This window comes from Streptosporangium sp. NBC_01755, assembly GCF_035917995.1.
In the GTDB taxonomy this organism is placed as follows: domain Bacteria; phylum Actinomycetota; class Actinomycetes; order Streptosporangiales; family Streptosporangiaceae; genus Streptosporangium.
In genome coordinates this window covers 1957830-1984716 of the sequence record NZ_CP109131.1, presented here as the reverse complement: position 1 = coordinate 1984716, position 26887 = coordinate 1957830, and the positions used below count along the sequence as shown (strand labels likewise).

At 69.9% G+C, this 26887-nt stretch carries 26 protein-coding genes and 3 tRNA genes; 19 read left to right on the top strand and 10 right to left on the bottom strand.

Going from position 1 to position 26887, the window contains the following annotated elements; translation table 11 throughout:
- Positions 1-261 precede the first annotated feature (261 nt).
- Both OG884_RS08985 and gltX read left to right on the top strand, forming a co-directional pair.
- A complete protein-coding gene (locus tag OG884_RS08985; RefSeq protein ID WP_326644010.1) occupies positions 262-1038 on the top strand; it encodes a fumarylacetoacetate hydrolase family protein in 777 nt (258 codons plus the stop codon).
- A 28-nt stretch (positions 1039-1066) separates the two neighbouring features.
- Positions 1067-2398 (top strand): glutamate--tRNA ligase, encoded by a 1332-nt coding sequence (gene gltX, locus OG884_RS08980; protein WP_326646884.1) that lies wholly within the window; start codon positions 1067-1069, stop codon positions 2396-2398.
- A 163-nt stretch (positions 2399-2561) separates the two neighbouring features.
- Here gltX and OG884_RS08975 read toward each other — a convergent pair whose 3' ends face one another.
- The gene (locus tag OG884_RS08975; RefSeq protein ID WP_326644008.1) at positions 2562-2798 is read right to left on the bottom strand and encodes a hypothetical protein; all 237 of its coding nucleotides are present in this window, start codon (positions 2796-2798) and stop codon (positions 2562-2564) included.
- Between the two features lie 194 nt (positions 2799-2992).
- The gene (locus OG884_RS08970; RefSeq protein ID WP_326644007.1) at positions 2993-4972 is read right to left on the bottom strand and encodes a M3 family metallopeptidase; all 1980 of its coding nucleotides are present in this window, start codon (positions 4970-4972) and stop codon (positions 2993-2995) included.
- Positions 4973-5147: 175 nt separating this feature from the next.
- On the opposite strand from OG884_RS08970, the gene OG884_RS08965 reads away from it, so the two are divergent.
- The 3 genes from OG884_RS08965 (at position 5148) to OG884_RS08955 (ending at position 5443) form a co-directional block, all read left to right on the top strand.
- Positions 5148-5219, top strand: a tRNA-Gln gene (locus tag OG884_RS08965).
- 62 nt (positions 5220-5281) lie between these two features.
- A tRNA-Glu gene (locus OG884_RS08960) sits at positions 5282-5357 on the top strand.
- Between the two features lie 13 nt (positions 5358-5370).
- Positions 5371-5443 (top strand) — tRNA-Glu (locus OG884_RS08955).
- Between the two features lie 152 nt (positions 5444-5595).
- Here OG884_RS08955 and OG884_RS08950 read toward each other — a convergent pair.
- Together OG884_RS08950 and OG884_RS08945 are read right to left on the bottom strand one after the other, a co-directional pair.
- Positions 5596-7338 (bottom strand): hypothetical protein, encoded by a 1743-nt coding sequence (locus OG884_RS08950; protein ID WP_326644005.1) that lies wholly within the window; start codon positions 7336-7338, stop codon positions 5596-5598.
- A 79-nt stretch (positions 7339-7417) separates the two neighbouring features.
- The gene (locus OG884_RS08945; protein ID WP_326644003.1) at positions 7418-8134 is read right to left on the bottom strand and encodes an IclR family transcriptional regulator; all 717 of its coding nucleotides are present in this window, start codon (positions 8132-8134) and stop codon (positions 7418-7420) included.
- Positions 8135-8204: 70 nt separating this feature from the next.
- Between OG884_RS08945 and leuC the strand changes: the two genes are divergently transcribed.
- The 4 genes from leuC (at position 8205) to OG884_RS08925 (ending at position 10877) form a co-directional block, all read left to right on the top strand.
- Positions 8205-9581, top strand: a complete 1377-nt coding sequence (gene leuC, locus OG884_RS08940) for a 3-isopropylmalate dehydratase large subunit (RefSeq protein WP_326644001.1) — start codon at positions 8205-8207, stop codon at positions 9579-9581.
- 12 nt (positions 9582-9593) lie between these two features.
- A complete protein-coding gene (gene leuD, locus OG884_RS08935) occupies positions 9594-10181 on the top strand; it encodes a 3-isopropylmalate dehydratase small subunit (protein WP_326643999.1) in 588 nt (195 codons plus the stop codon).
- The gene (locus OG884_RS08930) at positions 10160-10414 is read left to right on the top strand and encodes a hypothetical protein (protein ID WP_326643997.1); all 255 of its coding nucleotides are present in this window, start codon (positions 10160-10162) and stop codon (positions 10412-10414) included. The genes leuD and OG884_RS08930 overlap by 22 nt, the downstream gene beginning before the upstream one ends.
- Before the next feature lie 163 nt (positions 10415-10577).
- A complete protein-coding gene (locus OG884_RS08925; RefSeq protein WP_326643996.1) occupies positions 10578-10877 on the top strand; it encodes an HU family DNA-binding protein in 300 nt (99 codons plus the stop codon).
- 243 nt (positions 10878-11120) lie between these two features.
- Here the strand turns inward: OG884_RS08925 and OG884_RS08920 are convergent, their stop codons facing one another.
- Both OG884_RS08920 and cofC read right to left on the bottom strand, forming a co-directional pair.
- The gene (locus OG884_RS08920; protein WP_326643995.1) at positions 11121-11342 is read right to left on the bottom strand and encodes a hypothetical protein; all 222 of its coding nucleotides are present in this window, start codon (positions 11340-11342) and stop codon (positions 11121-11123) included.
- A 56-nt stretch (positions 11343-11398) separates the two neighbouring features.
- A complete protein-coding gene (gene cofC / locus OG884_RS08915) occupies positions 11399-12094 on the bottom strand; it encodes a 2-phospho-L-lactate guanylyltransferase (RefSeq protein WP_326643993.1) in 696 nt (231 codons plus the stop codon).
- A gap of 67 nt (positions 12095-12161) precedes the next feature.
- Here cofC and OG884_RS08910 point away from each other — a divergent pair, with 67 nt between their 5' ends.
- From OG884_RS08910 to OG884_RS08895, 4 genes are all read left to right on the top strand, one after another.
- The gene (locus tag OG884_RS08910) at positions 12162-12875 is read left to right on the top strand and encodes a lysophospholipid acyltransferase family protein (protein WP_326643991.1); all 714 of its coding nucleotides are present in this window, start codon (positions 12162-12164) and stop codon (positions 12873-12875) included.
- A 100-nt stretch (positions 12876-12975) separates the two neighbouring features.
- Complete coding sequence (locus OG884_RS08905) at positions 12976-13986, top strand: NAD(P)H-dependent glycerol-3-phosphate dehydrogenase (protein WP_326643989.1); 1011 nt, start codon at positions 12976-12978, stop codon at positions 13984-13986.
- Positions 13987-14002: 16 nt separating this feature from the next.
- Positions 14003-15229: a trans-sulfuration enzyme family protein gene (locus OG884_RS08900; RefSeq protein ID WP_326643987.1), complete on the top strand. Its 1227-nt coding sequence runs from the start codon at positions 14003-14005 to the stop codon at positions 15227-15229.
- 50 nt (positions 15230-15279) lie between these two features.
- Positions 15280-16389: a D-alanine--D-alanine ligase family protein gene (locus OG884_RS08895; RefSeq protein ID WP_326643985.1), complete on the top strand. Its 1110-nt coding sequence runs from the start codon at positions 15280-15282 to the stop codon at positions 16387-16389.
- Here OG884_RS08895 and OG884_RS08890 read toward each other — a convergent pair.
- A complete protein-coding gene (locus OG884_RS08890) occupies positions 16372-16818 on the bottom strand; it encodes a DUF3515 family protein (RefSeq protein ID WP_326643983.1) in 447 nt (148 codons plus the stop codon). The genes OG884_RS08895 and OG884_RS08890 overlap by 18 nt on opposite strands.
- Before the next feature lie 39 nt (positions 16819-16857).
- Positions 16858-17091, bottom strand: coding sequence for an Lrp/AsnC family transcriptional regulator (locus OG884_RS08885; protein ID WP_326643981.1), 234 nt, complete (start codon positions 17089-17091; stop codon positions 16858-16860).
- A gap of 51 nt (positions 17092-17142) precedes the next feature.
- Between OG884_RS08885 and OG884_RS08880 the strand changes: the two genes are divergently transcribed.
- From OG884_RS08880 to thiD, 3 genes are all read left to right on the top strand, one after another.
- Positions 17143-18099, top strand: coding sequence for a thiamine-phosphate kinase (locus OG884_RS08880; RefSeq protein WP_326643979.1), 957 nt, complete (start codon positions 17143-17145; stop codon positions 18097-18099).
- A gap of 225 nt (positions 18100-18324) precedes the next feature.
- Complete coding sequence (locus OG884_RS08875; RefSeq protein WP_326643977.1) at positions 18325-19221, top strand: hypothetical protein; 897 nt, start codon at positions 18325-18327, stop codon at positions 19219-19221.
- A 168-nt stretch (positions 19222-19389) separates the two neighbouring features.
- On the top strand, positions 19390-20196 hold the full coding sequence (gene thiD, locus OG884_RS08870) for a bifunctional hydroxymethylpyrimidine kinase/phosphomethylpyrimidine kinase (RefSeq protein WP_326643975.1): 807 nt from the start codon (positions 19390-19392) through the stop codon (positions 20194-20196).
- A 72-nt stretch (positions 20197-20268) separates the two neighbouring features.
- On the opposite strand, the gene OG884_RS08865 is transcribed toward thiD, so the two are convergent.
- The gene (locus tag OG884_RS08865) at positions 20269-21429 is read right to left on the bottom strand and encodes an RNA-guided endonuclease InsQ/TnpB family protein (protein ID WP_326643973.1); all 1161 of its coding nucleotides are present in this window, start codon (positions 21427-21429) and stop codon (positions 20269-20271) included.
- Between the two features lie 19 nt (positions 21430-21448).
- Here OG884_RS08865 and tnpA point away from each other — a divergent pair, with 19 nt between their 5' ends.
- On the top strand, positions 21449-21898 hold the full coding sequence (gene tnpA, locus OG884_RS08860) for an IS200/IS605 family transposase (protein ID WP_326643971.1): 450 nt from the start codon (positions 21449-21451) through the stop codon (positions 21896-21898).
- A 256-nt stretch (positions 21899-22154) separates the two neighbouring features.
- Here tnpA and rpmB read toward each other — a convergent pair whose 3' ends face one another.
- A complete protein-coding gene (gene rpmB, locus OG884_RS08855; protein ID WP_012894387.1) occupies positions 22155-22340 on the bottom strand; it encodes a 50S ribosomal protein L28 in 186 nt (61 codons plus the stop codon).
- A gap of 353 nt (positions 22341-22693) precedes the next feature.
- On the opposite strand from rpmB, the gene OG884_RS08850 reads away from it, so the two are divergent.
- On the top strand, positions 22694-24271 hold the full coding sequence (locus OG884_RS08850; RefSeq protein ID WP_326643967.1) for a DAK2 domain-containing protein: 1578 nt from the start codon (positions 22694-22696) through the stop codon (positions 24269-24271).
- 189 nt (positions 24272-24460) lie between these two features.
- On the top strand, positions 24461-26632 hold the full coding sequence (gene recG, locus OG884_RS08845; RefSeq protein WP_326643965.1) for an ATP-dependent DNA helicase RecG: 2172 nt from the start codon (positions 24461-24463) through the stop codon (positions 26630-26632).
- Positions 26633-26887 lie beyond the last annotated feature (255 nt).

The following is a 26887-nucleotide window of genomic DNA, read 5'->3' as shown; positions in this document are numbered from 1 at the left end:
CCTTCCCCCGAGGGAAGACCTGCTGGCCCTCCCGCATACTGACAGAAACGGTCATACCCCTAGTATTCCTGGCAATCAGGACATACTTATTCTTAACTCAATCGTGGTCGTATTGGGAAAATAGGTTTTATGGGTATTTTTAGTTGTATATAGCCCAGAGGGTTCGGTGGTGTGCTGGAGGATGCCGGACGGGCGGGGCGCGAGTCCTCCGGAGACGCGGGGGCGGTCAGGCGAGACCTGGAGCCCGACTAGCCTTGTCGTGTGCGTATAGCGAGGTTCTCCACAGGAGACGGTGTCGGGTTCGGGGTGGTCGAGGGTGGACCAGGGGAGGAGTTCGTCTCCGCGATCTCCGGTCACCCGTTCGGACCGATCCAGTTCACCGGTGAGCGTTACTCGCTCTCCCAGGTCAGGCTGGTCGCGCCCATGCTGCCCAGCAAGGTCGTCGCGATCGGCAAGAACTACGCCGACCACGCCCACGAGATGGGCGGCGAGGTCCCCGACGAGCCACTGGTCTTCCTCAAGCCGTCGACCTCGGTGATCGGTTCGGGTGAGGCCATCGCCTACCCGACGACCCTGTCCCAGCGGGTCGACTACGAGGGGGAGCTGGCGGTGGTGATCGGCAGGCTCTGCCGGGAGGTGCCCCGTGAGCGGGCCCACGAGGTCATCTTCGGCTACACCTGCGCCAACGACGTCACGGCCAGAGATCTGCAGAAGAAGGACGTCCAGTTCACCCGGGCCAAGGGCTTCGACACGTTCTGCCCGCTCGGCCCGTGGATCCAGACCGAGCTCGACCCGAGCGACGTCGCCATCGTCACCTCCGTGAACGGCGAGGTCAAGCAGAGCTCGCGCACCTCCAAGCTCATGTACGACATCCCCGCGCTGATCGCTCACGTGAGCGCGGTCATGACTCTGATCCCCGGCGACGTCATCCTCACCGGGACGCCCGAAGGGGTCGGCCCGCTCAGCGTCGGCGACGAGGTCAGCGTCTTCATCGAAGGAATCGGCACTCTCAGCAACCGGGTGGTCTCCCGTGATTAGGGTTCGTTTCGCCCCCTCGCCGACCGGCATGTTCCATGTCGGCGGCGCCCGCTCCGCGCTGTTCAACTGGGCCCTGGCCGAGAGGACCGGCGGAAGGTTCGTGCTCCGAATCGAGGACACCGACGCCGCGCGTAACCGGCCGGAATGGACCGAGGGCATCATCTCGGCGCTCGCCTGGATCGGGATCAACGACGGTGCCCCGGCCTTCGAGGGGCCCTACTTCCAGTCCTCGTACGAGAAGCAGCACCGCGAGGCCGCGGCCAGGCTGCTGGCCGAGGGCCGGGCCTACTACTGCACGTGCACTCGCGACGAGGTCAAGGCCCGCACCGGGTCCGAGCACCAGGGGTACGACGGCTTCTGCCGCGACCGGGGCCTGACCGAGGGCGCGCTCCGCTTCCGCACCCCCGGCGAGGGCGTCACCGTGATTTCCGACCTGGTCCGCGGCACCGTCGAGTTCCCCAACGGCGCGATGGAGGACTTCGTCATCGCGCGCGGCGACGGCTCCCCGCTCTTCGTGCTGGCCAACGTCGTCGACGACGTCGAGATGCGGATCAGCCACGTGGTCCGCGCCGAGGAGCACCTGTCCAACACCCCCAAGCAGCAGCTGCTCTGGGAGGCGCTCGGCGTCACCCCGCCCACCTGGGCGCACGTGCCGGTCATCGTCAACGAGAAGCGCCAGAAGCTGTCCAAGCGCCGCGACAAGGTCGCCCTGGAGTCCTACCGCGAGGAGGGCTACCTGGCCGAGGCGATGGTCAACTACCTGATGCTGCTCGGCTGGGGACCCGGCGACGACCGGGAGATCATGCCCTGGTCGGAGATGGTGCCGCTGTTCAAGCTGGAGGACGTCAACCCCTCCCCGGCCTTCTTCGACGAGAAGAAGCTCCGCGCGTTCAACGGCGAGTACATCAGGGCACTGCCCCTGGAGGAGTTCATCGCCCGCTGCGAGCCGTGGCTGGACCCGAGCTGGGACCGCGAGACCTTCGCCAAGGTCGCCGAGCTCGCCCAGACCCGCATCGCGGTCCTGTCCGAGATCACGGCGAATGTGGACTTCCTCTTCCTGGACGAGCCCGTCTTCGACCAGGTGTCGTGGGACAAGGCCATGAAGAACTCCGCCGTGGAGATCCTCACCGGCTACCTCGACCGGCTTGAGAAGGTCGAGATGGACCCCGAGTCGCTCAAGACGGCGCTGGAGGAGGTCGGCGTCTCCTGCGGCCTCAAGCTCGGCAAGGCCCAGGCGCCGGTCCGGGTGGCCGTCACCGGCCGCACCGTCGGCCTGCCGCTGTTCGAGTCGATCGAGGTCCTCGGCCGGACGCGGTCGATGGACCGCATCCGCGCCGCCCTCGCCAGGCTCCAGGCCTGAGGAACGCAGACCGGACGAGGCTCGGGTGTGCGGCGGAGCCGTCAGCGCATCGGAGGTCATCGTGGAGCCGGGGGTTCCGCCCAGGCCTGGGAGGAGTCACCCCCACCCAGGCCGGGGCAGGACCGGTGGTGCGGGAAGGATCAGGTCGGCAGGCCCCGGCGCCCTAGGAGGGGCGTGCCGGCGCCGTCCCGTGCGAGGCGAGCGGTCTGACCCCGCCGGGCAGCGGGAAGAGCTGGGGCGCCGTCTTCTCGTTGACCGCGGCCTCGTACTCCTCGGCCGTCATCGGCGGGAACATCAGCGACGTGAACAGCATGCCCTCGTCCCTGGTGATGCCCGTCAGCATGGGCACGCGGTGGAAGCGGCCCTCCCCGAACACCTTCGAGGGATCTTCGGGCAGCACCGCGTTACCGTACGCCGGCCCCCGGTGCCAGCAGCAGGGCGCAGGCCAGGCCGGAGACGAGCGCGGCGCCCATCCCGGTCCACTTCCATGGTCGTTTCATGGTGTTCAGTGTGCGCACCGCCCGTGCGGAGCGCATTGGAGATGCGTACCCGTCCGGGGTGCGGTTTCCCGCACCCCGGACGGTGCGCGAAGGGCTATGCCTCCAGGCCGCGGCGCTTCAGCAGAGGCTCGATGCGCGGGTCGCGGCCGCGGAAGTCGCGGAAGGCGTCCATCACGTCCCGCGAACCGCCGACCGACAGCAGGGTGGAGCGGAAGTGGTCGCCGTTGCCGCGCGTCAGGCCGCCGTTCTCCTCGAACCAGTCGACGCTCTCGGCGTCCAGCACCTCGCTCCAGATGTAGGAGTAGTAGCCGGCGCTGTAGCCGCCCACCCCGCTGACGAAGATGTGCGCGAAGTAGTTGGTCCGATAGCGGGTGCGGACCAGGTCGTAGGCGATCCCGGCGCGCTCCAGGACCGCGTTCTCGAACGCCTCGGCGTCCTCGACCCTCTCGCCCGCGGCCAGCTTGTGCCAGGCCCAGTCCAGCAGCGCCGCCGCGAGATACTCGACGGTGGCGAAACCCTGGTTGAACTTCTCCGCGGCCCTCATCTTCTCCAGGAGCTCCGCGGGCACCGGCTCGCCGGTCTCGTGGTGCCTGGCGAAGCCCGCGAGGATCGAGGGCCAGGTGGCCCACATCTCGTTGACCTGCGAGGGGTACTCCACGAAGTCGCGCGGCACGTCGGTGCCGGAGACCCGGGGGAAGCGCACATCGGAGAAGAGGCCGTGCAGGGCGTGGCCGAACTCGTGGAAGGCGGTGTTGACCTCCTCGAACGTCAGCAGCGTCGGACCCTCGGAGGGCTTGGTGATGTTGAGGTTGTTCATCACCACGGGCAGCTCGCCGAACAGGTGCGACTGGGTGACCAGGTTGTTCATCCAGGCGCCGCCGCGCTTGGTCGGCCGGGCGTACGGGTCGAACACGAACAGGCCGAGTGGTGAGCCGTTCGCGTCGGACACCTCGAAGACCCGGACGTCCGGGTGGTACCCGGCCAGGTCGTCCCGGTCGGCGAAGGTGATCCCGTACAGCTCGCCGGCGGCGCGGAAGACACCGTCCCGCAGCACCCGGTCCAGCTCAAAGTAGGGGCGAAGGTCGGCGGCGTCGAAGTCGTAGCGGGCCTTGCGCACCCGTTCGGCGTAGAAGGACCAGTCCCACGGCGCCAGGGGGAAGCCGGCCTGCTCGCTCAGCGCCTCGGCCTCCCGGCGGGCGTTGGCCACCGCGGGACCCACCAGCTTGCCGAGCATCTCCTCGACGGCGTCGGTGGTCTTGGCGGTCTGGTCGGCGACGGAGTATGCGGCGTGGTTGGGATAGCCGAGCAGGGCCGCCCGCTCGGCGCGGAGCATCGCCATCCTGGCCGCCAGCTCGAAGTTCTCCGGCGCCCGGCCGACGGACAGCTCGTACAGCCTCCTGCGGGTCTCCCGGTCGGTCAGCTCGGCCAGCGCGGGCTGGTTGGTGTAGTTGAACAGCGGCAGGACGTAGCCGCCGTCCTTCTCGATCGCCTTGATCGTGCTCTCGGCGAGCCCGTCCAGCAGCTTGACGTCCTCGACGACCAGCGCGGAGGCCGTGGAGGCCGTGAGCAGGTTCTGGGAGAAGGTCGTGGCGAGCCTGGTCAGTTCCTCGTTGAGCGCCCTGAGGTGATCCTGGTCGCTCTCGGACAGATCCGCGCCGGCCCTGACGAAGTCGACGCGGTACTTCTGCAGCAGCCACGCCTCCTCGGGGTCGTCGGTGGCCACCTGTTTGATCCGGGCGTACAGGGCGCGGTTCAGGCGGATGGAGTCGGCGTGCTGGGTCAGCCGGGGGGAGACCTGGGTCTCGATCTCCCGGATGCCGTCGGTCGTGTCGGAGGCGGAGATGCTGCTGAAGACGGTCACGACCCGCTTGAGAATCCGGCCCGAGCGCTCCAGGGCCTCGATCGTGTTGGCGAACGTCGGGGGCTCCGGGTTGTCGGCGATCTCCCGCACCTCGCGCAGCTGGTCGGCCATGCCGCGCTCGAAGGCGGGAAGGTAGTGCTCCTCCCTGATCAGGGCGAACGGCGGCAGTCCGTACGGCAGCGTGCTGGGTTCGAAGAACGGGTTCTCGGCCAAGGCGGGAACTCCTCTCAGGTGGACGGATCTCTCCAGCAGGGTTACACAGCGGACCTTCGTTGCGGCAGCCCGGTGATACCGCGATTCGGTCGCAGGCAATCGTTTTGGTCTTGACCCCCAACCTGGGCTATTCTTTCGGAGGCGCCAGCGAGTCCCGCAAGGGAGTCCAGCGCGGTGGGGTATGGTGTAATTGGCAACACGGCTGATTCTGGTTCAGTTGTTCTAGGTTCGAGTCCTGGTACCCCAGCTGCATCTTCTCCGGAAGATGCCGCAGATTCGGCTCCCTCCGAATCTGATGACAGTGTGTAGGGTCCCGTCGTCTAGTGGCCCAGGACGCCGCCCTCTCAAGGCGGTAGCGCCGGTTCGAATCCGGTCGGGACTACCACTGTCTCTCGCAAGGCTCCGTCGTCTAGTGGCCTAGGACGCCGCCCTCTCAAGGCGGTAGCGCCGGTTCGAATCCGGTCGGGGCTACAAGTGCGAAACCCCCGGGAGCAACGGCTCCCGGGGGCTTTTTTCGTTTCAGGGGCGCCTGAACGCTCCCCGCCATGGCGGAACAGGAACTTCCCGCCATGGCGGAACAGGAAAGGGACGGGGCGCCGCCCCGTCCCTTTCCTGTTCCGTTCCTAGTTCTGCCCCGAGCGGGCCTTGAACAGGGCACGCTTGGCGGCCTTGCCGACCTGCTTGTCCGGATGCGCCTTGCCGATCGCCTCCAGCAGTTCCTCCAGGTGCGGGTGCGGCACCTTCCAGATCACTTCGAGCAGGCTGACCAGGTTCGGCACGTTGCCGATGTCGTCCAGGCTGCTGACGAACTCGGGACGGCCCAGGCCGGCGGAGATGGTCAGCATGTCGAGGATCAGCCAGTGGGTGTCGGCCTGGGTGGGCGGGGGAGCGTCCTCGACGCCCAGCTGGGCCAGGTGGGTGGCCGCGTACGGGCGCAGGGACGGCTCGTCGAGCGCCTCCCGCCAGGCGGGTATGGCCACCTCGCCGAGCGAGCCGACCATGCTGGCCGCCTGGACCCGGATCAGCGCGTTCGCGTCGTCCTCGGCCGCGGCCTCCAGCAGGTCCCTGGCGGCCTGTTCGGGCGCGCGCAACTCCATCCAGGCCTCGAACTCGGCGTCCGCCTCCTCCTCGGGCAGCTCGGAGCCGAAGGAGAGCAGGTCCAGGGCGGTCATCGCGTCGATGGCGGGCCGGGCGTCCAGCTCGATGTCGGCGTCGTCCACGAGGTGGACCACGCCTTCCATGCCGAGCGGGGTCAGCCGCACCTGGTCGTGCTCGACCTCGACCATGCCGTACCCGGCCAGCCAGTCGAGCACCGGGTTGAGCGGGTCGCCGTACTGCGCGGTGGCGGCGGCCCAGGCCTCCGTGCCCAGGTCGTCGTACTCGGCGGCGGCCTCGGCCAGCTCGGTGCGGAGCTCGGCCAGCGGCTTCGAACCGGTCGCCAGCAGCACCCGGACCAGCAGTGCCCTGGTCAGCCCGGACAGGGCGATCGTGGCCTCCTCGTCCTCCAGCTCCGGGTCGCCGTAGTCGATGGAGTGCAGACCGGCCATCCACGCGTCGAGGGCGTCGTCGTCCTCCTCGAAGGGCCACTCCGCGGTGTCGGCGTCGACGCTGACCGTGTCCTCCCCCTCGGGCTGGAGGAAGTCGAGGTCGATCGCGAGGTTCCAGATGTTCCAGAGCGCGGGGACGGAGTCGGCCAGCGACTTGTCGCCCTTCTCGGGAACGGGGAGGCCGAGGGCGGCCAGGGCCTCGGTGATCTCGGCGTCGTCGAGCAGGCTCGTCTCGCCCACCCGGCGCTCCGAGCCGACCCAGACCGCGAGGTCGCGGGCCTTGGAGATCAGAGGTGCCCTGCGGGTGGCCGCGGCCAGCTCGGAGTCGGGGCGGAGCCTGATCGTCGGCAGCTCGGAGAGCTCGTCGGCGAAAGGCTCGAAGTCGCCGAGCCCCTCGGACTCCTCCTCGTCGTCGTACTCGTCGTCCTCGTCCTCCTCGACGACAAGATCCTCCATGGCGTCGACGAAGTCGTCTTCGAGGCGGTCGAGCTCGGCGAGCAGGTCCCCCAGCGGAGCGGAGCCCTTGGCCAGGCGGTCGGACTCCGACAGGAAGGTCAGGTAGGCGCGGATCGCGGGCACCATGCCGTCGGCGGCGGCGTCCGGGTCCTCGACGACCTGGGGCATCCGGTCGAGGAGAACCGTGCGCAGGTCGGACTGCCTCCACCGGCCGACGTCGTCGGAGGCGATCAGCCGGTGCCACAGCGCGACAGAGCCGACCAGGTTGGAATCGCTGCCGGGCGCGTTCTCACGCGCCCACAGGATGAAGTTCTGGAGCAGGGGACGCAGTTCAGCCGCGGCTGCCTCGATGCGATCTGTCACCTGCCCAGCCTAGGGGGCCGCAGGGGTGCTCGCCTCCTCATATCGCCCACAGGTCGACCGGTGTCAGCCGCCGTGGACGTCAGTTGGCGCGGCGCATCGACTCGGTGATCCGTTCGGCGGCGGTGACCACGGGGGCGGCGTGCAGCCTGCCGGGGGTGCGGGTCAGGCGCTCGATCGGGCCGGAGACCGACACCGCGGCGACCACCTTGCCGCCCGCGCCCCTGATCGGCGCCGAGACGCTGGCCACGCCCTGCTCGCGCTCGCCGACGCTGTGCGCCCAGCCCCTGCGCCGCACGCTCGCGAGCGTGGCCGCGGTGAACTTGGCCCCGCGCAGGCCCCGGTGCAGGCGGTCGGGCTCCTCCCAGGCGAGCAGGATCTGCGCCGCGGACCCCGCGAGCATCGGCAGGGCCGAGCCGACCGGCACGGTGTCGCGCAGTCCGCTGGCACGTTCGGCGGCGGCCACGCAGACCCGCTCGTCGCCCTGGCGCCGGTAGAGTTGCGCGCTCTCCCCGGTCAGGTCCCGTAGCTGGGTGAGGACCGGCGAGGCGACGGCCAGCAGCCTGTCCTCACCGGCGGCGGTGGACAGTTCGGACAGGCGGGGGCCCAGGACGAAACGGCCCTGGGTGTCGCGGGTGACGATGCGGTGGTGTTCCAGGGCGACGGCCAGCCGGTGGGCGGTGGGGCGGGCCAGGCCGGTGGCCTGTACGAGCTGCGCGAGGGACGCAGGGCCGGCTTCAAGGGCGTTGAGCACGAGGACGGCCTTGTCCAGTACGCCGACTCCGCTAGAGTTGTCCATACACCGATACTGCCGTCTCGACATATGAGAAAGCAAGTGGATGTGGGACAGCCGATCGCAAGGAGGCGACATGGGCCGCACGCTCGCGGAGAAGGTCTGGGAGCAGCACGTCGTGCGACGTGCCGAGGGAGAACCGGACCTGCTCTACATCGACCTGCACCTCATTCACGAGGTCACGAGCCCGCAGGCGTTCGACGGCCTGCGCATGGCGGGTCGCCCCGTCAGGCGGCCCGACCTCACCATCGCCACCGAGGACCACAACGTCCCGACCGTACGCGGCCCCATCGACGACCCGGTGTCGCGGGTGCAGGTGGAGACGCTGCGCAAGAACTGCGCGGAGTTCGGCGTCCGGCTGCACCCGATGGGTGACGCGGGGCAGGGCGTGGTCCACATCATCGGCCCGCAGTTCGGCCTGACCCAGCCCGGCATGACGATCGTGTGTGGTGATTCTCACACCTCCACCCACGGCGCCTTCGGCGGCATCGCGTTCGGCATCGGCACCTCCGAGGTGGAGCATGTGCTGGCCACCCAGACGCTGCCCGCCTACCGGCCGAAGACCATGGCCATCGAGGTCTCCGGCGAGCTGCCCCCCGGTGTCACCGCCAAGGACCTGATTCTGGCGATCATCGCCAAGATCGGCACCGGCGGCGGCCAGGGCCACATCGTCGAATACCGCGGTGAGGCCATCCGCAAGCTCTCCATGGAGGGCCGGATGACCGTCTGCAACATGTCCATCGAGGCGGGCGCCCGCGCGGGCATGATCGCTCCGGACGAGACCACCTTCGAATATCTCAAGGGCCGTCCGCACGCGCCGTCCGGTGCCGACTGGGACGCCGCGGTCGAGTACTGGAAGTCACTGGTCAGCGACGAGGACGCGGTCTTCGACACCGTCGTGGAGATCGACGCCACGACGCTGACCCCGTTCGTCACCTGGGGCACCAACCCGGGCCAGGGTGCCCCGCTGGGAATGCCGGTGCCCCGCCCCGAGGACACCGACGACCCGGCCGCCGCCGCGCGTGCCCTGGAGTACATGGGCCTGACCGCGGGTACCCCGCTCCGCGAGGTCAAGGTCGACACGGTCTTCGTGGGCTCCTGCACCAACGGCAGGCTGGAGGACCTGCGCGCCGCCGCCGAGGTGCTGCGCGGGCGCCAGGTCGTGACGCGCACGCTGATCGTGCCCGGCTCGATGCTGGTCAAGCTGCAGGCCGAGCAGGAGGGGCTGCACGAGGTCTTCAAGGCCGCGGGCGCCGAATGGCGCGAGGCCGGCTGCTCCATGTGCCTGGGCATGAACCCCGACACCCTCGCCCCCGGCGAGCGCAGCGCCTCGACCTCCAACCGCAACTTCGAGGGACGCCAGGGCAAGGGCGGCCGTACGCACCTCGTGTCCCCGCAGGTCGCCGCCGCGACCGCCGTCACCGGCAAACTCACCGCGCCCGCCGACCTGTAAGGAGTCCTCGAGATGGAAGCGTTCGTCACCCACACCGGCCGGGCCGTTCCGCTGCGCCGCAGCAACGTGGACACCGACCAGATCATCCCCGCCGTCTGGCTCAAGCAGGTCAGCAGGACCGGGTTCGAGAAAGGCCTGTTCTCCGCCTGGCGTGAGGACCCCGGCTTCGTCCTGAACGACCCCGTTCACGACGGCGCCACGGTCCTGCTCGCCGGCCCCGACTTCGGCACCGGCTCCTCCCGCGAGCACGCGGTCTGGGCCCTGCAGCAGTACGGCTTCCGCGCCGTGATCGCAGCCCGTTTCGGAGATATCTTCCGTAATAATTCCACCAAGATGGGCCTGCTCCCGGTCGTCCTGCCGGGCGAGGTCGTCGAGGCGCTGCAGACCGCGGTCGAGGCGGACCCGACCCTGGAAATCACCGTTGACCTGGAGGGACGCCAGGTCCGCTGGGGCGCGGAGGCCGTCGCCTTCGAGATCGACGACTACACGCGCTGGCGGCTGATGGAGGGCCTGGACGACATCGGGCTGACCCTGCGCAACGCCGATGCCATCGGGACATACGAGAATGGTCGGCAGCCATGGCTGCCGACGACCATCTGACGAGTTCAGAACACGAGCTGGCGTGGCGGCTGCGCGAGGCGCACCGCCGCGTCCGGTCCCTGCACGTCTCCGTCGAGGAGAGAAAACGTCTCACCAGGCGCCTTCTGGCCATCTGCGATATGGCCAAGCGTGACCTCGATCACGCCACAGGGCGCCTTGATTTGTTCCTTCTCAGCATTGATGTCTTGGTTTCAGATACGCCGAGCACTGGAAACATTGCGGAAGGTGATTGAGTCATACGGCTCCGTCCCCTAATTTCAAGCGAGCAGGGGGTTTCTCACCGTGATCGTTGATGAGAGATCTGTGATGAGACCCCTCGCCGTGACAAATCGGGTGAGACGGGTTTTCTGCCCCGTGACCCACTCCCGGACATCGGTAAGCAGGGGGAGCAACCTTATGAACAAAAAGGAACTCGTCGACGCCATCGCGGATCGGGTGGGCGACAAGAAGACGGCCACCGAAGCCGTGAACGCGGTGCTCGACACGATCCAGGCCGCCGTCGCGAGTGGCGACAAGGTCTCGATCACGGGGTTCGGTGCCTTTGAGATGGTGCACAAGCCGGCCCGCACCGCACGTAACCCCTCGACGGGTGCCGAGATCCACGTCGCCGAGAGCTGGGGGCCGAAATTCCGGCCGGGTTCCGACTTTAAGGAACTCGTCAACAACGGCGGCAAGAAGGCGGCGAAGAAGAAATAGGCCCCGGCGCAGGCGCCCGGACTCCCGAAGCGGGGCGTCCGGGCGTCCGGCCTCCCGACCGGCGCCGTCGGCTCGGGATCCCCGGCAGGGGCCGGCGAAAGCGCCCGGTGCGGTGTCCGGCCGGGGCCGGCGAAAGCGCCCGGTGCGGTGTCCGGCCACATTCACCGGGTTCGACAGCGGGGCGCCCCGGAGATGATCTCGGCCCCGGACCGCCGGGGAAGCCGGTGAGGATTCCCGGCCGCCTCACCGGCCGGGTACGGGGAAACCGGGTACGGGGAAAGTCGAGAGAGTGATGTAGGAGACATCGTCGCCGTCCATGACGATGTTGACCCGCTGGCCTGACCTGAGCAGCCTGAGCGGCCCCGCGTCGAACGCCGCCGCGCCGAACGGGATCTCGGTCCCGTCGTCCAGAAAGACCGACCCCGACCGGGTCGCCTCCTCGAAGCTCCGCACCGTCGCCTGCACACGCCCAGGGTAGCCTCCGGGCCGGAATCCCGCCCGAACCAGGTCGGGGCGTTCCGCTACCGGTCTCTGTCGCGCTCCTCCGGCCGCGAAGACCCGCCGGACGCCGAGATCTTTTCCGCGATGGCCAGTGTGCGGGGGCCGACGCCCAGGATCAGCGCCTGGCGCAGGTCGTCTGGGGTGTCCACGTCATGGCGGACCGACACCACCCCCTCCACGCAGAGCTCCTTGGCGCCGCGCCGCAGGTGCCGGTCCCGTGACTCGCCGCCGAACCCCGGCGTGAACGGCATGCCGGGCCGTACGCCGTAGAAGGTCGTGCCGACCTCGGCGGCGTCGGGCAGGAACATCTGGTCGAACTCCGTGGCGGCGGTCAGCACGCGGGCCAGCTCCGCGGGGCGGAGGGCGGGGAGGTCGGCCTGGAGGGCGCCGACGGCGTCGCCGGGCGCGAGCCGTACCGCCTCCAGGGCGCCGTGCCGCAGGGCGGCGTTCAGCCCCGCCTCCGGGTCGCCGACCACGTGCGCGCCGACCTCGCCGAGTGCCCCGGCGGCCACGGGGTCACCCGTCACCACGACCACCCGGGTGACGAGTGCGCAGCTCAGCGCCGCCTCGACGGTGTCGCAGGCGATCGCCACGGCCAGTGCGGCCCGGTGCGGGCCCGCCGCCGCCGACAGGCGGGTCTTGGCGGCGACCAGCGTTTTGACCGGGACGACAAGGGTCCAGGCGGAACTTCCCTGAGCAGGCATAGCGTTAAGCATCCCGCCTCGACATCCCGGGGAGCCAACCGGGAGACTTGGTGTGCAAACCGTTCATATGGAGGAGCCCATGAGACGCCCTGGCTGGCCCTCGCGATTCTGGGTCGCCTTCGCCGTCGTGATCGTCAAGCCGATCTCATGGCTCCTGGTCAAGAAGGACTGGCGTCGCAGCGACCGGTTGCCCAGGACGGGCGGGGTCATCGTGGCGACCAACCACCTGTCGTGGCTGGATCCGATCCTCATCTCGCACTTCCTCTACAACAACGGCCGCTGGCCGGTGATTCTCGCCAAATCGGGTCTCTTCTCGGTGCCGCCGCTCGGTCCCCTGCTGAGGGCGCTCCAGGCCATTCCCGTCTACCGGGGGAGCTCTGACGCGGGGCGCTCGCTGGAGGAGTCACGGCGCCGGTTCGCCGCGGGGGCGTGCGTGATGTTCTATCCGGAGGGTACCTGCACCCGCGACCCGGACTTCTGGCCGATGGAGGGCAAGACCGGCGTGGCCAGGCTCGCGCTGGAGACCGGCGCGACGGTTGTCCCCGTCGCGCACTGGGGAGCCCAGGAGATCCTGCCCTACGGAGCCAGAAAGCCCCGCCTGCTGCCGCGCAGGACCTTCCACGTGCTGGTCGGACCACCACTCGACCTGTCGCGGTACGAGGGGCGGCCGCTCCAGGCCGACGCGCTGCGCGCCGCGACCGCCGACATCATGGCGGCGATCACGGCGCAGCTGGCCGAACTCCGCGGCGAGAAGGCACCCGAGGCGCCGTTCAAGCGACCTTCCGACGCCTGACTTCGGCGTACGGTGTTGACATCCTCCTCTCCCCGCAGGGAGGGGATTCCCGTTTTCTCCCCCGCCCGGAGGCGGAGGTTTCCACGCCCAAGGAGAACCGATGACCAAGGCGGCTGTATTCGGCACGGGTTCGTGGGGAACGACCTTCGGCGTGATCCTCGCGGGGGCGGGCACCCGGACGATCCTGTGGGGCCGCAGCGCGGAGGTCGTCGAGGCGATCGACCGGCGGCACGAGAACCCCGTCTACCTGCCGGGCACGGTGCTGCCCGAGACGCTGCGCGCCACGACCGACCCCGCCGAGGCTCTCGACGGCGCCGACTTCGTGGTGCTCGCGGTGCCATCCCAGACCCTGAGGGAGAACCTGACACGCTGGAAGCCGGACCTGCCACCGGAGGCGGTGCTGGTCAGCCTGATGAAGGGCATCGAGCTGGGCACCACCAAGCGGATGAGCGAGGTGATCTGCGAGGTCGCCGGGGTGCCCCAGGAGCGGGTCGCGGTGGTGTCGGGGCCCAACCTGGCCGGTGAGATCGTCCGGGGCCAGCCCGCCGCCACCGTGGTCGCCTGCACCGACGAGCGGGCGATGGAACGCCTTCAGGAGGCCTGCTACCTGCCACCCTGGTTCCGCCCCTACACCAACCCCGACGTCGTGGGGGTCGAACTCGGCGGGGCCGTCAAGAACGTGATCGCCCTCGCGGTCGGCATCTCGGCGGGGATGGGGTTGGGCGACAACGTCGGGGCGATGCTCATGACGCGCGGGCTGGCCGAGATCTCCAGGCTCGGCGCGGTGCTCGGCGCGGACCCGCACACCTTCGCGGGCCTCGCGGGCATGGGCGATCTGGTGGCGACCTGTATATCCCCATTGTCGCGGAACCGAACTTTCGGGGAGAATCTGGGGCGGGGCATGACCTTGGCCGAGGTCGTCGCCGCCACGAAACAGACCGCCGAGGGGGTCAAATCCTGCGAGTCGGTGCTCGAACTGGCCAGAAAGCACGACGTGGAGATGCCGATCACCGAAGTGGTGGTGGCCGTCGTCCACGACGCAATGCCTCCCAGCGAGGCCGCGGTGCTCCTGATGTCGCGGACTCCCAAGCCGGAACGGTACGGCCTGTGAACACACGGTGTGGCCCATGAACAGACGGATACGCAGGCGTAGGGGGGAGAACACCCGGTCGGTACACCTGCCGGCTCCCGAGACGCCCCCGCAGCGGCCCTTCGGCCTTCCCGTGTGGCGCAGCTCCGCGTGGGGTTTCGGCGACTCCGCCGAGTACGCCGACGCGTTCGAGGAGAAGGGCTCCGGCCACACCTACGGCCGGATCGACAACCCCACCACCGCCGCGTTCGCATCGGCGGTGGCCTCTCTGGAGGGGGCCGCGGCGCCCGAGGACGTGGCCGGGCAGGCGTTCGCCTCGGGGATGGCCGCCGTCAACGCCGTCCTGATGACGTTCCTGCGCGCGGGCGCGCACCTCGTGGCACCCACCCCGCTGTACGGCGGGACCCACTCGCTGATCACCAACGTGCTGTCCAGGTTCGGGGTCGGCGCGGACTTCGTCGGCTACGGCGACCTGACCGAGGTGCGGGCGGCGATCAGGCCCAACACGAAGATCATCTATGCGGAGACGCTCTCCAACCCGACCATGGCGGTCTCCGACATTCGCGGCCTCTACCGGATCGCCCGAGCCGCGGGGGCGCTGCTGGTGGTCGACTCCACCTTCGCCACCCCGATCGTGTGCCGCCCCCTGGAGCACGGCGCCGACCTGGTGATCCACTCCGCGACCAAGTATCTCGGCGGCCATGACGACTGCGCCGGGGGCGTCGCGGTGGGCCGCCCCGACCTGATCGCCCAGTTGCGCGAGGTCAGGATCGACACCGGGGGCACGCTCTCTCCCGACGACGCGTTCCTGCTCCGCCGGGGGCTCGCGACCCTGCCGCTGCGGGTCCGCCGGATGTGCTCCACCGCGATGGTCTTCGCCGCGGCCGTGGCCAAGCACCCCGCCGTGCGCCGGGTCGACTACCCGGGGCTGCCGGAACACCCCGGCCACCAGCTCGCCAGGCACCTGTTCGACTCGGGGCCCGAGGGCACCAGGTACGGCGCCTGTGTGACGATCACCCCGCGTGGCGGTTACGACGCCGGCGTGGCCCTGGCCGACGCACTCAGGCTCGCCTCGATCGCCACCTCCGCCGGAGGAATCCACACCAAGGCCGCGCACGTGGCCTCGACCACCCACCGGAGAGCCGGCAAGGCGTCGGGGATCGACGAGGCGGCTGTCCGGTTCTCCATCGGACTGGAGGATGCGGAAGATCTCATCATGGACGTGACCAAGGCGCTCGACTCACTACCCGCATCGGGTAGATAGGCGCGTCTAACAGCCGGATTGCCCCCTAACAGGGGGTAGATTCGGTCATCATGAGTGAGCAGCACGAACCTCTACCGAGGGTCGCCGTCGTCTTCGGCGGTCGCAATTCCGAGCACGCCGTCTCCATTCTCGGGGCGGGAAGCGTGCTGGAGGTCATCGACAGGTCCAAGTACGAGGTGGTCCCGATCGGGATCGCCCAGGACGGCCGGTGGGTGCTCGCCTCCGGGGAGCAGCGATACGGGATCGAGAGCGGTGAGTTGCCCGCCGTCGACGCGGCGAGTGCGACGCTGGCGCTGACATCCGGTAGCGGCTCGCTGGTGGCGTACGACCCCGGCAGCATTCCCGTCGAACTCGGCCACGTCGACGTCGTCTTCCCGGTGATGCACGGCCCCTTCGCCGAGGACGGCACCATTCAGGGGCTGCTGGAGATGGCCGGGGTCCGCTATGTCGGCTCCGGGGTGCTGGCCAGCTCCGTCGGCATGGACAAGGCGTACATGAAGATGGTCCTCGCCGCCTCGGGCCTGCCCATCGGGCCGTACGTCGCGATCCGTGACCGCGACTGGCGGACCGACCGTGGCCGGGTGCTCAAGGAGGTCCAGGAGCTCGGCTGGCCGGTCTTCGTCAAGCCCGCCCGCGCCGGGTCCAGCCAGGGCATCTCCAAGGCCGCCGACCTGGAGGAGCTTGAGCGGGCCATCGAGTTCGCCCGCGAGCACGACCCCAAGGTGCTGGTCGAGGCCGCGATCACCGGCCGCGAGATCGAGTGCGCCGTGCTGGAGTCGCCGGACGACGAGGCGCCCCGCGCCAGCGTGCCAGGCGAGGTACTGGTCCACGGAGAGCACGAGTTCTTCGACTTCGAGGCCAAGTACATCGGGAATGACATGTCCCTGTCGGTGCCCGCGGACATCCCACAGGAGGCGGCCGAGCAGTTGCGGGCGATGGCCGTGCGCGCATTCGAGGCGCTGGGCTGCGAGGGCCTGTCGCGGGTCGACTTCTTCTACACCCCCGACGGGCGGCTGATCGTCAACGAGATCAACACCATGCCGGGCTTCACCGCGATGTCGGTCGCGCCGCAGCTCTGGGCCGCCACCGGGGTGCCCTACCCGGAGCTGGTCGACCGGCTGATCCAGCTCGCGCTGCGCCGCTCACCCGGTCTGAGGTAGGGCGGCCTTGATCGGTGCCGCGAGATCGACAAGCACGTTCTGCGGGGTGTGCTCCCGCGCGATCGTCACCTCGACGTAGGCCGCCCTGCCGATCGACGTGAACAGCGTCGGTCGGGCCGGGTCGGCGTACCACGCCACTCCGTCGATCTCGGGCACCTGGTCGGTGGGTGACATGGTCACCGGCCGTGGCACCCCGCAGCGCAGGGCGATGCGGCCCTGCCCCCACACGGCGACGTAGGGTGAGGCGGGGGTGGACTCGACCCGGTCAGCGCCGTCGAGTCTCCGCGGGAGCCGCTCGGCGAGCGCCTGGCACGCGGCGGCGGCGGACCCCTCGGGGACGGGCGGCTCGACCTGGACGGCGCCACCGCATCCCGCCAGGATCAGCAGGGCGCAGGTGCACCCCGCCAGGCGGGCGAACCGCAGTGGCATGTCACGTTCCCGACGGTCGGATACGGACCAGATACGGACTCAGATGTGGACGATGGGACACGTCAGTGTACGCGTGATCCCCTCCACAGCCTGAATCTGCGCCACCACGAGCTTTCCCAGCTCATCGACGTTGCGGGCCTCCGCCCGCACTATCACGTCGTAAGGGCCGGTGACGTCCTCGGCCTGGGTGACACCCGAGATGCCGGAGATCTCCGAAGCCACGTTCGCGGCCTTGCCGACCTCGGTCTGAATAAGGATGTAGGCCTGCACCACAACGACCTCCGGGGCGATTGGATCAGTGCCGAAGGGCCACCGTACCCTGTGATGAACGGGAGGTGTGTCATCACAGTCGGAGATCTCGGCGAATTCGGGGTTGTTGCACGTATTGCCGGACGCTTGCCACAGGGTGGGGCCGTATTGCTCGGTCCCGGAGACGACGCCGCGGTGGTGAGCGCTCCCGATGGGCGGGTCGTCGTGACGACTGACCTGTTACTCGAGGGTAGGCACTTTCGCCGTGATTGGTCCAGCGGCTACGACATCGGACGCAAGGCCGCGGCACAGAATCTCTCGGATGTCATGGCGATGGGAGCCCGTCCCACCGGCCTCGTGGTCGGCCTCGGGCTGCCCGCCGACGCCGCCATCGGCTGGCTGGACGACCTCACGGACGGCTTCCGCGACGAGTCCGATCTCGTCGGTGCCAGCGTGGTGGGAGGCGACATCGCCCGCTGCGACCTCGTCATGATCGCGGTCACCGCCCTCGGTGACCTGGGTGGCCGGGCGCCGGTCACCCGGTCGGGGGCCCGGCCCGGTGACGTGGTGGCGGTCGCGGGCCGCCTCGGGTACGCCGCGGCGGGCCTCGCGCTGCTCCGTGCGGGCCTGGCCGGGCCGGTGGAGCTGATCGACGCCCACCGCCGCCCCTGCCCTCCCTACGCGCAGGGCCCCGAGGCCGCCACGCTGGGCGCCACCGCCATGCTCGACGTGAGTGACGGCCTGCTCCAGGATCTCGGCCACGTGGCGGCCGCGGCCGGAACCGCGCTCGTGCTCGACCCGGAGGCGTTCGACGTCCCGCCGGTGATGCGGGAGGCGGCCCGGCTGCTCGGCGCGGACCCGCTGGAGTGGGTGCTCTCCGGCGGCGACGACCATGCCCTCGCCGCGACCTTCCCGGCCCACGTACGGCTCCCGGCGGGCTGGAACGTGGTGGGGCATGTCATCGAGGGGGAGGGAGTGCAGGTCAAGGGCCATCTGCTCGACCGCGGAGGCTGGGACCACTTCCGGGAGTGACTTTTACCACTCGTTGTTACATCTGCGAAAATTACGACAAACGGTTATTGAACTGGTATGAAGTTGGGCGGTCGAGATTCCCTCCGAGAAAGGGGCGATATGGGCCGCCATGCTGGAAACGGGGATGAGGCTTCCCCGGGCCGGGGGAAACGCGGGCCGGAGTCCGCTCCGGCACCCGGTCACCGGGACGAGCCGATCGGGCGCCGGCTCCGTCCCGAGGAGTCGATGATCACTGAGCCCCAGACGGGTTTCCTGGGGTCGGGATGGACGTCGGAGTCCAAGACGTCCGTCACATGGCCCGAGGACGAGGAAAGGTCCGGCGGACGGATCAAGACGACCCTGCTGATCGTCGCCGCGGTGGCGGTGGTGCTCGGCGGGACAGTGTTCGGGATCCGGGCGCTGACCGGCTCCGAGGGTTCCGCCGCCGACTGCCCGCCCACCGGTTGTGTCACGGCGGCGTCGAACCAGCCGGAGCTGCAACCCGACCCCGTCGGTGAGACCGAGCCCGAGGAGCCCGTACCGACCGACGAGCCCGCGGAGGCGGGCGACAGGACCGCGGAGGCCACCCCCTCCCCGACCCCCACCTCCACTCGCAGGGGAGGCGGGGCCACCCCCACCTCCCGGCCCACCGCGACGAGAAAGGCCACCCGCGCGCCCCTGGCCACCGACGAGCCGTCGTCCACCGACAAGCCGGAACCCACACCCACCTCCGAGCCTCTCGTCGTCGGTGACCACCGGACACCGGCCCCTGAACAGTCCCCGAGCACCACGGCGCCCGCCCCCGTGCCCAGCGACACCTTCGAGCCGCCCGTGCCCGCCGCGGGGGGCGCCATGATCATGGTCGGCGCCGCTCTCGTGAGGAGCAGGGCACAGTCGTACACGGTCAAGCTCGTGGTCGCCGCGGACGAGAGCGTCGAGAACCTGAAGGTGAGCGTGCCGGTCAGCGGGACGGTCTCCTCGGCGAGCGGAGCCGACTGGGAGCAGGTCGGCGACAGTCTGGTGATCGAGTCGCCGGAAGGGCTGCAGGTCGGCGAGGAACTCGTCGTCGTCTTCACCGCGAGCGGTGACGCGGAGATTCCGGAGACCTGTGAGAGCGACGGGGGAGAGTGCGCCGTCGCCTGACCCGGTGCCGTCGCGGCTCTGCCTGCGCGGCCCAGGTGCGGTGGGGAGTGGCAGCGGGGGTCTGATCCGCCACAGCCCCCGCACTTCAGTCTGCCTGCGCGGCCCAGGTGCGGTGGGGAGTGGCAGGGGGGCGCCAGCCGGTCGGGACGGGGCTGGTTGGATGGGGGCATGACCGTTCTGGCTCCCCCACGCGTGCTGACCGTCGCCGGCTCCGATTCCGGAGGCGGCGCGGGCATCCAGGCCGATCTGAAGACCATGCTGGCCCTCGGCGTCCACGGCATGAGCGTGATCGCCGCGGTGACCGCCCAGAACTCGGTGGGCGTGCAGGGCTACTGGGAGCTTCCCCCGGAGGCGGTCCGTGCCCAGCTCGACTCGGTGCTCGGTGACATCGGCGCCCAGGCGGTCAAGACCGGCATGCTCGCCTCGCCCGTACTGGTGGAGACGGTCGCCGAGGTGCTGGCAGGGCTGGATGTGCCCGTCGTGGTCGATCCCGTGGGAGTCTCCAAGCACGGTGACGCGCTCCTCGCCCCGGAGGCCGTGGAGACGGTCAAGTCGAGCCTGCTGCGCACGGCCACGGTGGTCACCCCCAACCTGTGGGAGGTTCTCCAGCTCACCGGGGTGAAGGTCGAGGACGACGCCGACCTGCGCCGGGCCGCCGACGCGGTCCTGGAGCTCGGGCCCGGGTGGGCGCTCATCAAGGGCGGCCACCTTCCGGGGGCCCCCGTCGATCTGCTGACCGACGGCACGCGGGAGTTCCGCTTCACCGCGGAGCGCCACGACAACCGGCACACCCACGGCACGGGCTGCACCCTGGCCTCCGCGATAGCCTCCTACCTGGCCCTCGGCGAGGATGTCCCCGCCGCCGTGGAGAAGGCGAAGGCGTACGTCACCGGTGCGATCGAACACGGCTTCCCCCTGGGGGCCGGCATCGGCCCGGTGGACCACGGCTGGCGCCTGCGCTCCCAGTCAACTTGACCCGGCCCTAAAGGACCGGGCTTGGAGGTAGGGCACCACTGGCTGTGGTGTGGCCTCCTCCGTCCAGACCACCTACGGGGTGGCTGGGACGCGTGACTCACGCCCCGCAATCCACGCAGCCTCGCCGCGTGCGGCGATGTTGCGGGAGGCATTCCGGTCGGCGTGGGCAACGACCCCGCAGTTCCGGCAGACGAAGAGGGCCTGGTTGACCCGGTTGTTCTTCTCGATGTGGTGGCAGTCGGCGCATTCCTGACTGGTGCAGGCCGGATCAACGCGCACCAGCGGGACGCCCGCCCGCCGCGCTTTGTACTCAAGGAAGGCCCCGAGCTGGTGGAAAGCCCAGGAGTGGAGCATGACCCGTTGGGGCTTGCGGAGCCGTACCCTCTCCCGGATTCCGCCCAGGTCTTCCAGGGCGATACCGGACGAGGTGCGTGCAGCCTCGGTCACGATCTTCTTCGAGATGATGTGGTTGACGTTCGCGGCGTGCCGCCGCTCTTTGCGACGGCGGCGCTTAAGCCGTCGCCTGGCGGACTTGGTGCCCTTGGCCTGGAGCTTACGGCGAAGTTCGAGCTGCCGCTTGCGGTGCCGGTTCAGACCACGTCCGTTGAACGGCGTCATGCCGTCCACGGTGGCGATGTTGACGATGCCGAGGTCCACGCCGAGCCAGCCGTCGGGGTACTCGTTGACCGGGGCCTCAGGTACCTCGCACACAGCGATCAGGTAGAAGGCGCCGTCGCGTTCGATCAGATCGGACTCACCCTTACGGTGTTCACGCAGCGCCTTGAGCGCCTCGGCCGAACAGACGAAGCGGACGTTCCTGATACGCCCGGCGGTGGTCCAGATACTGACGGTCTGAGCGTCGTACTGCCAGCTCAGACACCGGTCGTCAAACGGGTGCGCCGCCTGTGGACGGAAGGTGATCGGCGTGGACTCCGCTTTGATCCGGCGCTTGGAGCCCTTCTTGCCGAGGTTGCCGGCACGGACGTTCGCCTTCAACGTGGTGTAGGCATCGCGGACCTTCTTGATGGTGTGCTGAGCGGCCTGTGCCCCCAGCCCCCGCGCCTTCAACTCGGCGTAGGTGTGCTTGCGCAGCTCATACTCACGCGGCACGCCGTGCTCGAATGCCACGGCCGACACCCGGTTCGCGGCGTCGTTGACCGCATGCAGGGTAGCCGACAGCGCGGTGGCCTGATCGGCCTGCGGCATCAGCTTCACCTGCACGACGACCTTCACTTGGAAGATCGTATGATCTGTGTCACCACGCCGGGAGCCGAACCCCGACATTCGCAGGGGCCGTACACTCGTCTGCACCCTCTGCGCACACGTGGTCTTCACACCCGGGTATCGGCGCGGACCGTTCACCGACGAAATCCTCAGGCGGTGCGAAGACGTCATGCGGGCCGTCCGCGCCGACTTCGAGACCGAACCGGTCGAGTTCAACGGCGAGCGTGATCACGTGCACCTGCTGGTGCGCTACCCGCCGAAAGTCTCCCTGTCCAGGCTGGTCGGCTCCCTGTCCAGGCTGGTCGGCTCCCTCAAGGGCGTGTCCGCCCGGAGATCGCGACAGGAATACCCCGACCACATCGGCAAATACCTGTGGGGTGCCCACTTCCGGTCGCCCTCGTACTTCGCGGCCCGGTGCGGCGGAGCACCGCTGTCCATCATCAAGGAATACATCGAGAGCCAGAAACGCTCAGGCTGAGCCGCTCTCCGAAAGTTGCCGTCACCGCACCGCTCGGCCCTTGGCGGGCCTCCCGCGCTGCCGTTTCCTCCCGGGCGTGAACGCCCAGGGTTCCACGACAGATCACGCTGAACGTGGAGAACCTGCTCCGAACGAGGCGGAGCCGTCCTCGGAAGTGGGCCGTCCTCGGAAGGGGTCGTCCTGGGCCGCGAAGCCCGTTGGGAATGGCGAAGCCCGCCGTCCCATCGAGGGGACGGCGGGCTTCGCGGAAGTCCGACTAGCGGGTGACCTTGCCGGCCTTGATGCAGGAGGTGCACACGTTCAGCCGCTTCGGCGTGCCGTTCACCACTGCGCGCACGGGCTGGATGTTCGGGTTCCAGCGGCGGCGGGTGCGGCGGTGCGAGTGGGAGACGTTGTTGCCGAAGGTCGGCTTCTTAGCGCAAACGTCGCAAACGGAAGCCACGGTTCGCTCCTTAGATCAGTCGAGAGGCTCGATCCGCCGCACTGGCGGGCGGTCATCGGGCATGCCGGGACGACCGGCTGGCCATACGAGGATACCCGATGTTCGGCCCTACAGGCGAACGTGAGCCGCCATGAACGGTCGAACGGGGATAATCTCCGGAGGCAACCGTAGCGCATCCCGGGACACGCCACGGCGGGTCGTGTCCGGCGAGCGACGATCAGCCGGTGCGGCCGGGGTCGGCCGGGCTGTGCGGACGCTGAGCCACAGGTGGCGGCATGCCGGTCGCGGAGCCGGGACTCGACCGGAGAGACCGGAGAGACCGGAGAGAGCCGGTCAGGAGCAGGAGGGCAGGAATGCTGCAGGTTCTCGACCCGCCCTCGGTGCGGAGGTGGTCGCGGCTGGCCGCGGAGACACTGGGGAAGGCGCGCGAGGAGATCGACGCGCTCAACGTCTTCCCGGTGCCCGACGGCGACACCGGCACCAACCTGCACCTGACGATGCTCTCCGCGGCCGAGGCGCTCGACGGGCTGCCCGCCGACGCGGGGGCGGAGGCCACCTGGCAGGCACTCGCGCAGGGAGCGCTGCTCGGCGCGCGGGGCAACTCCGGGGTGATCGTCAGCCAGGTGCTGCGCGGCCTCGCCGAGGTGTTCAGGGAGGCCGAGGGGCGCGGCACGGACCTTGGCCGCGGCCTGGTCAGAGCCGCCGAGCTGGCCCGCGCCGCGGTGGCCAGGCCGGTCGAGGGCACGATCCTGAGCGTCCTGACCGCCGTGGCCGCGGTGGTGCGCGAGAGCCGGGAAGATCTCGTCTCGGTCGCGAGAAGGGCGGCAGAGGAGGCGCGCTCCGCGCTCCGCCGCACCCCCGGGCAGCTCGACGTGCTGGCCCGCAGTGGGGTGGTCGACGCGGGCGGCGCGGGCTTGACGATCATTCTGGAGAGCCTCGCCGCGGTCGTCACCGACTCCTACACCGAGCGGGTGGACATCCCCGCCCCGGCTCACCGGATCGGCGTGGAGGTCACGGAGGAGAGTGCGGACGGGCCCGGCTACGAGGTCATGTATCTCCTGGACGCCGGAGCGGCGCAGGTCACGGCGCTGCGTGCGGAGCTCGACGCGCTCGGCGAGTCGCTGGTGATCGTGGGTGGGGACGACCTGTGGAACGTGCACGTCCACGTGGACGACGCGGGCGCGGCGATCGAGGCGGCCGTCCGGCTGGGGCGGCCCCACCGGATCAGGGTGACGTATCTGGTCGGCTCGGGCAGGACCCGCCCGGCAGCGCGGGGCAGGGGGGTGGTGGCCGTGGCGGCGGGACCCGGGCTGGCCGCGCTGTTCGAGGAGTCGGGGGCCGTGGTCGTCCGCCGCGAGCCGGGCTCCAGCCCGCCACTGGCGGCGGTGCTCGCCGCCATCCGCGAGGCAGGCTCGGAGGTCGTGGTCCTGCCCAACGACAGTGGGACGCGTGAGGTCGCGGCCGCCGCCGCGGAGATAGCCAGGGAGGAGGGCCTGGTGGTCGGCGTACTCCCGACCAGGGCCTCGGTACAGGGCCTGTCGGCGCTGGCCGTGCACGACCCGCTGCGCCGCTTCGACGACGACGTGGTGGCCATGACCGAGGCCGCCGCGCACACCCGCCACGGGCACGTCTGGGTGGCCGACCGCGAGGTCATGACGAGCGCGGGCCTGGCCGAGCCCGGTGACGTTCTGGGGGTGGTCGACGGGGACGCCGCGCTGATCGGCAGGGACCTCGGGGCCACCGCTCTGGAGGTCGTGGGCCGCATGGTGTCCTCCAGCAGTGAGCTGGTGACCGTGCTGGAGGGCGTCAACGCCCCCGAGGGGCTTGCGCGCGCGGTGCGGGACCATCTGGCCGAGACCAGGCCGGACATCGAGGTGCTCCTGTACGAGGGTGGCCAGGGCGGCTACCCGCTGCTCATCGGTGTCGAGTGAACCGGTGTCGGACGAGCCGGTGTAGCGAGATTCGGTGTCAAGTGAGTCGGTGTCGCGAGATTCGGCGGCCGGTGCGCCGCCGGGGCGTTCGCGGGTGACGGCGCGTGAACCGCTCCGCGAGCCGGATCGGCGGCGCCGTCCGGGCCGGGTCGGGCGATTTCTGTCCCCCGCGCACGGTAGAAAGCTGGGGTGACGAGCTTCGACGAGCCGCTGGCGAAGGCGCTGGACCCTAAAACCGCCAAGTTGCTGGAGAGCGTTCTCGACCTGCGCACCGTCGGCGACCTGCTGCGGCACTACCCGCGGCGCTACGCCGAGCGGGGCGAGCTGACCGACCTCGACGATCTGCGGGTTGACGAGCACGTCACGGTGGTGGGCGAGGTCACCAGGGCGATGCGCAGGCCGATGCGTAACAAGGGCGGCACCTGGCTGGAGGTCGAGGTCGTCGACGCCCGCCGCAGCAAGATCTACCTGTCGTTCTTCGGCAAGGCGTCACACATCGCGGAGACGCGGCTGCGACCGGGCAGGCGCGGCATGTTCGCGGGGAAGGTCAGCGCCTTCGGCCAGGGCGAGAAGCGCAAGTGGCAGCTCTCCCACCCCGAGTTCGAGATGATCGAGGAGAGCGAGACGGGGGCCGAGGAGTTCGCCGCCGCGCTCGTGCCGATCTACCCGGCGGGCAAGGACGTGACGCCCTGGGCCATCCGCAGGGCGCTGGGCGTCGTCCTCGACACGATGGGCGAGCTCGACGACCCGCTCCCCGCGGAACTGCGCGGCCGGCACAGGCTCCCCGGCCTGTCGGACGCGTTGCTGGCGGTTCACCGCCCGCGCGACCACGCCGACGTGAGCAGGGCGCGCAAGCGGCTCAGGTTCGACGAGGCGTTCCTGCTCCAGGCGGTGCTGCTGCAGCGCCGGATGGCCGCGGCCTCCTGGCCCGCCACGCCCAGGCCCGCGATTCCCGACGGGCTGCTCGCCGACTTCGACGGGCGGCTGCCGTTCGAGCTGACCGAGGGGCAGCGCGAGGTGGGCAAGGAGGTCGCGGCCGATCTGGCCATGACCCACCCCATGCACCGGCTGCTCCAGGGCGAGGTCGGGGCCGGCAAGACCGTGGTCGCGCTGCGGGCGATGCTCCAGGTGGTCGACGCCGGGGGGCAGGCCGTGCTGCTGGCGCCCACCGAGGTGCTCGCCCAGCAGCACCATCGGTCGATCTCGGCCATGCTCGGCGACCTGGCCACCGGTGGCATGTTCGGCGGCACCGCGGTCGCCCTGCTGACCGGCTCGCTGGGTGCCGCGGCCCGTCGTTCGGCCATGCTCGACGCGGCCTCGGGCGCGGCGGGCATCGTCGTCGGCACCCACGCGGTCCTGCAGGAGCGGGTCCAGTTCGCCGATCTCGGCCTGGTCGTGGTCGACGAGCAGCACAGGTTCGGCGTCGAGCAGCGCGACGCGCTCCGCGAGAAGGCCGGGGGTGGCCGCCCGCACGTGCTCGTCATGACCGCCACGCCCATTCCCCGCACGGTCGCCATGACGGTCTTCGGCGACCTCACGGTCTCCACACTCTCCCAGTTGCCCTCCGGGCGTGCCCCGATCACCACGCATGTGGTTCCCGCCGCGGAGAAGCCGCACTTCCTCGACCGCGCCTGGACCCGGCTGCGCGAGGAGATCGGGCTGGGCCGCCAGGCCTACGTCGTGTGCCCGCGCATCGGCGATCTGGAGGGCGACGAGGGCGACATGTCGAAGGCCGACGATGAGCGCAGGCCGCTGCTGGCGGTGCTCGACGTGGCTGAGACGCTCTCGCACGGGCCGCTGCAGGGGCTCCGTACGGAGGTGCTCCACGGCAAGCTGCCTCCCGAGGAGAAGGAGGCGGTGATGAAGGCGTTCACCAGGGGAGAGATCGACGTGCTGGTGGCGACCACGGTCATCGAGGTCGGCGTCGACGTCCCCAACTCCTCGGTCATGGTCATCATGGACGCGGACAGGTTCGGCGTCTCGCAGCTCCACCAGCTCCGCGGCAGGGTCGGCCGCGGCGGGCTGCCGGGTCTCTGCCTGCTGGTGACCGATTCCCCGGGGGGCACGCCCGCCAGGGAACGGCTCGACGCCGTGGCGGCCACCCTGGACGGCTTCGAGCTGTCCCGTGTCGACCTGGAACAGCGTAGGGAGGGTGATGTGCTCGGCGTGGCCCAGTCGGGGCGCAGATCGTCGCTGAAGATGCTCAGGCTCCTCCGCGACGAGGATGTCATCCACGCCGCACGCCTGGACGCCGAGACGATGCTGGAGGCCGACCCCGAGCTGGCGGGGCACCCCGTGCTCCGCGCGGAGATCGACAGGCTCCTGGCGGACGAGCGCGCCGAATATCTGGAGAAGACCTGACAGGTGGCGGAGGCGATGCCAGGCGGAAAGGCGGGCGTCGTGGGTGTCGCGGGTGTCGCGGCGGTGGCAGACGGCCGGGCCGCGCTGTGCCCAACTGCGGGGACGGCCTCCCCCCGAATGCCGTCCCCGCCTGGGCCCACTCCCGGGTCAGGTGCCGAGAGCACCGGCGTGCGGAAGGGCTCACGATCACGCCGGTCGGCCTCCCCCTGGGTCACTTGGAGGCCGCAGGAATCATCATGCAAGGGACCGGCACCT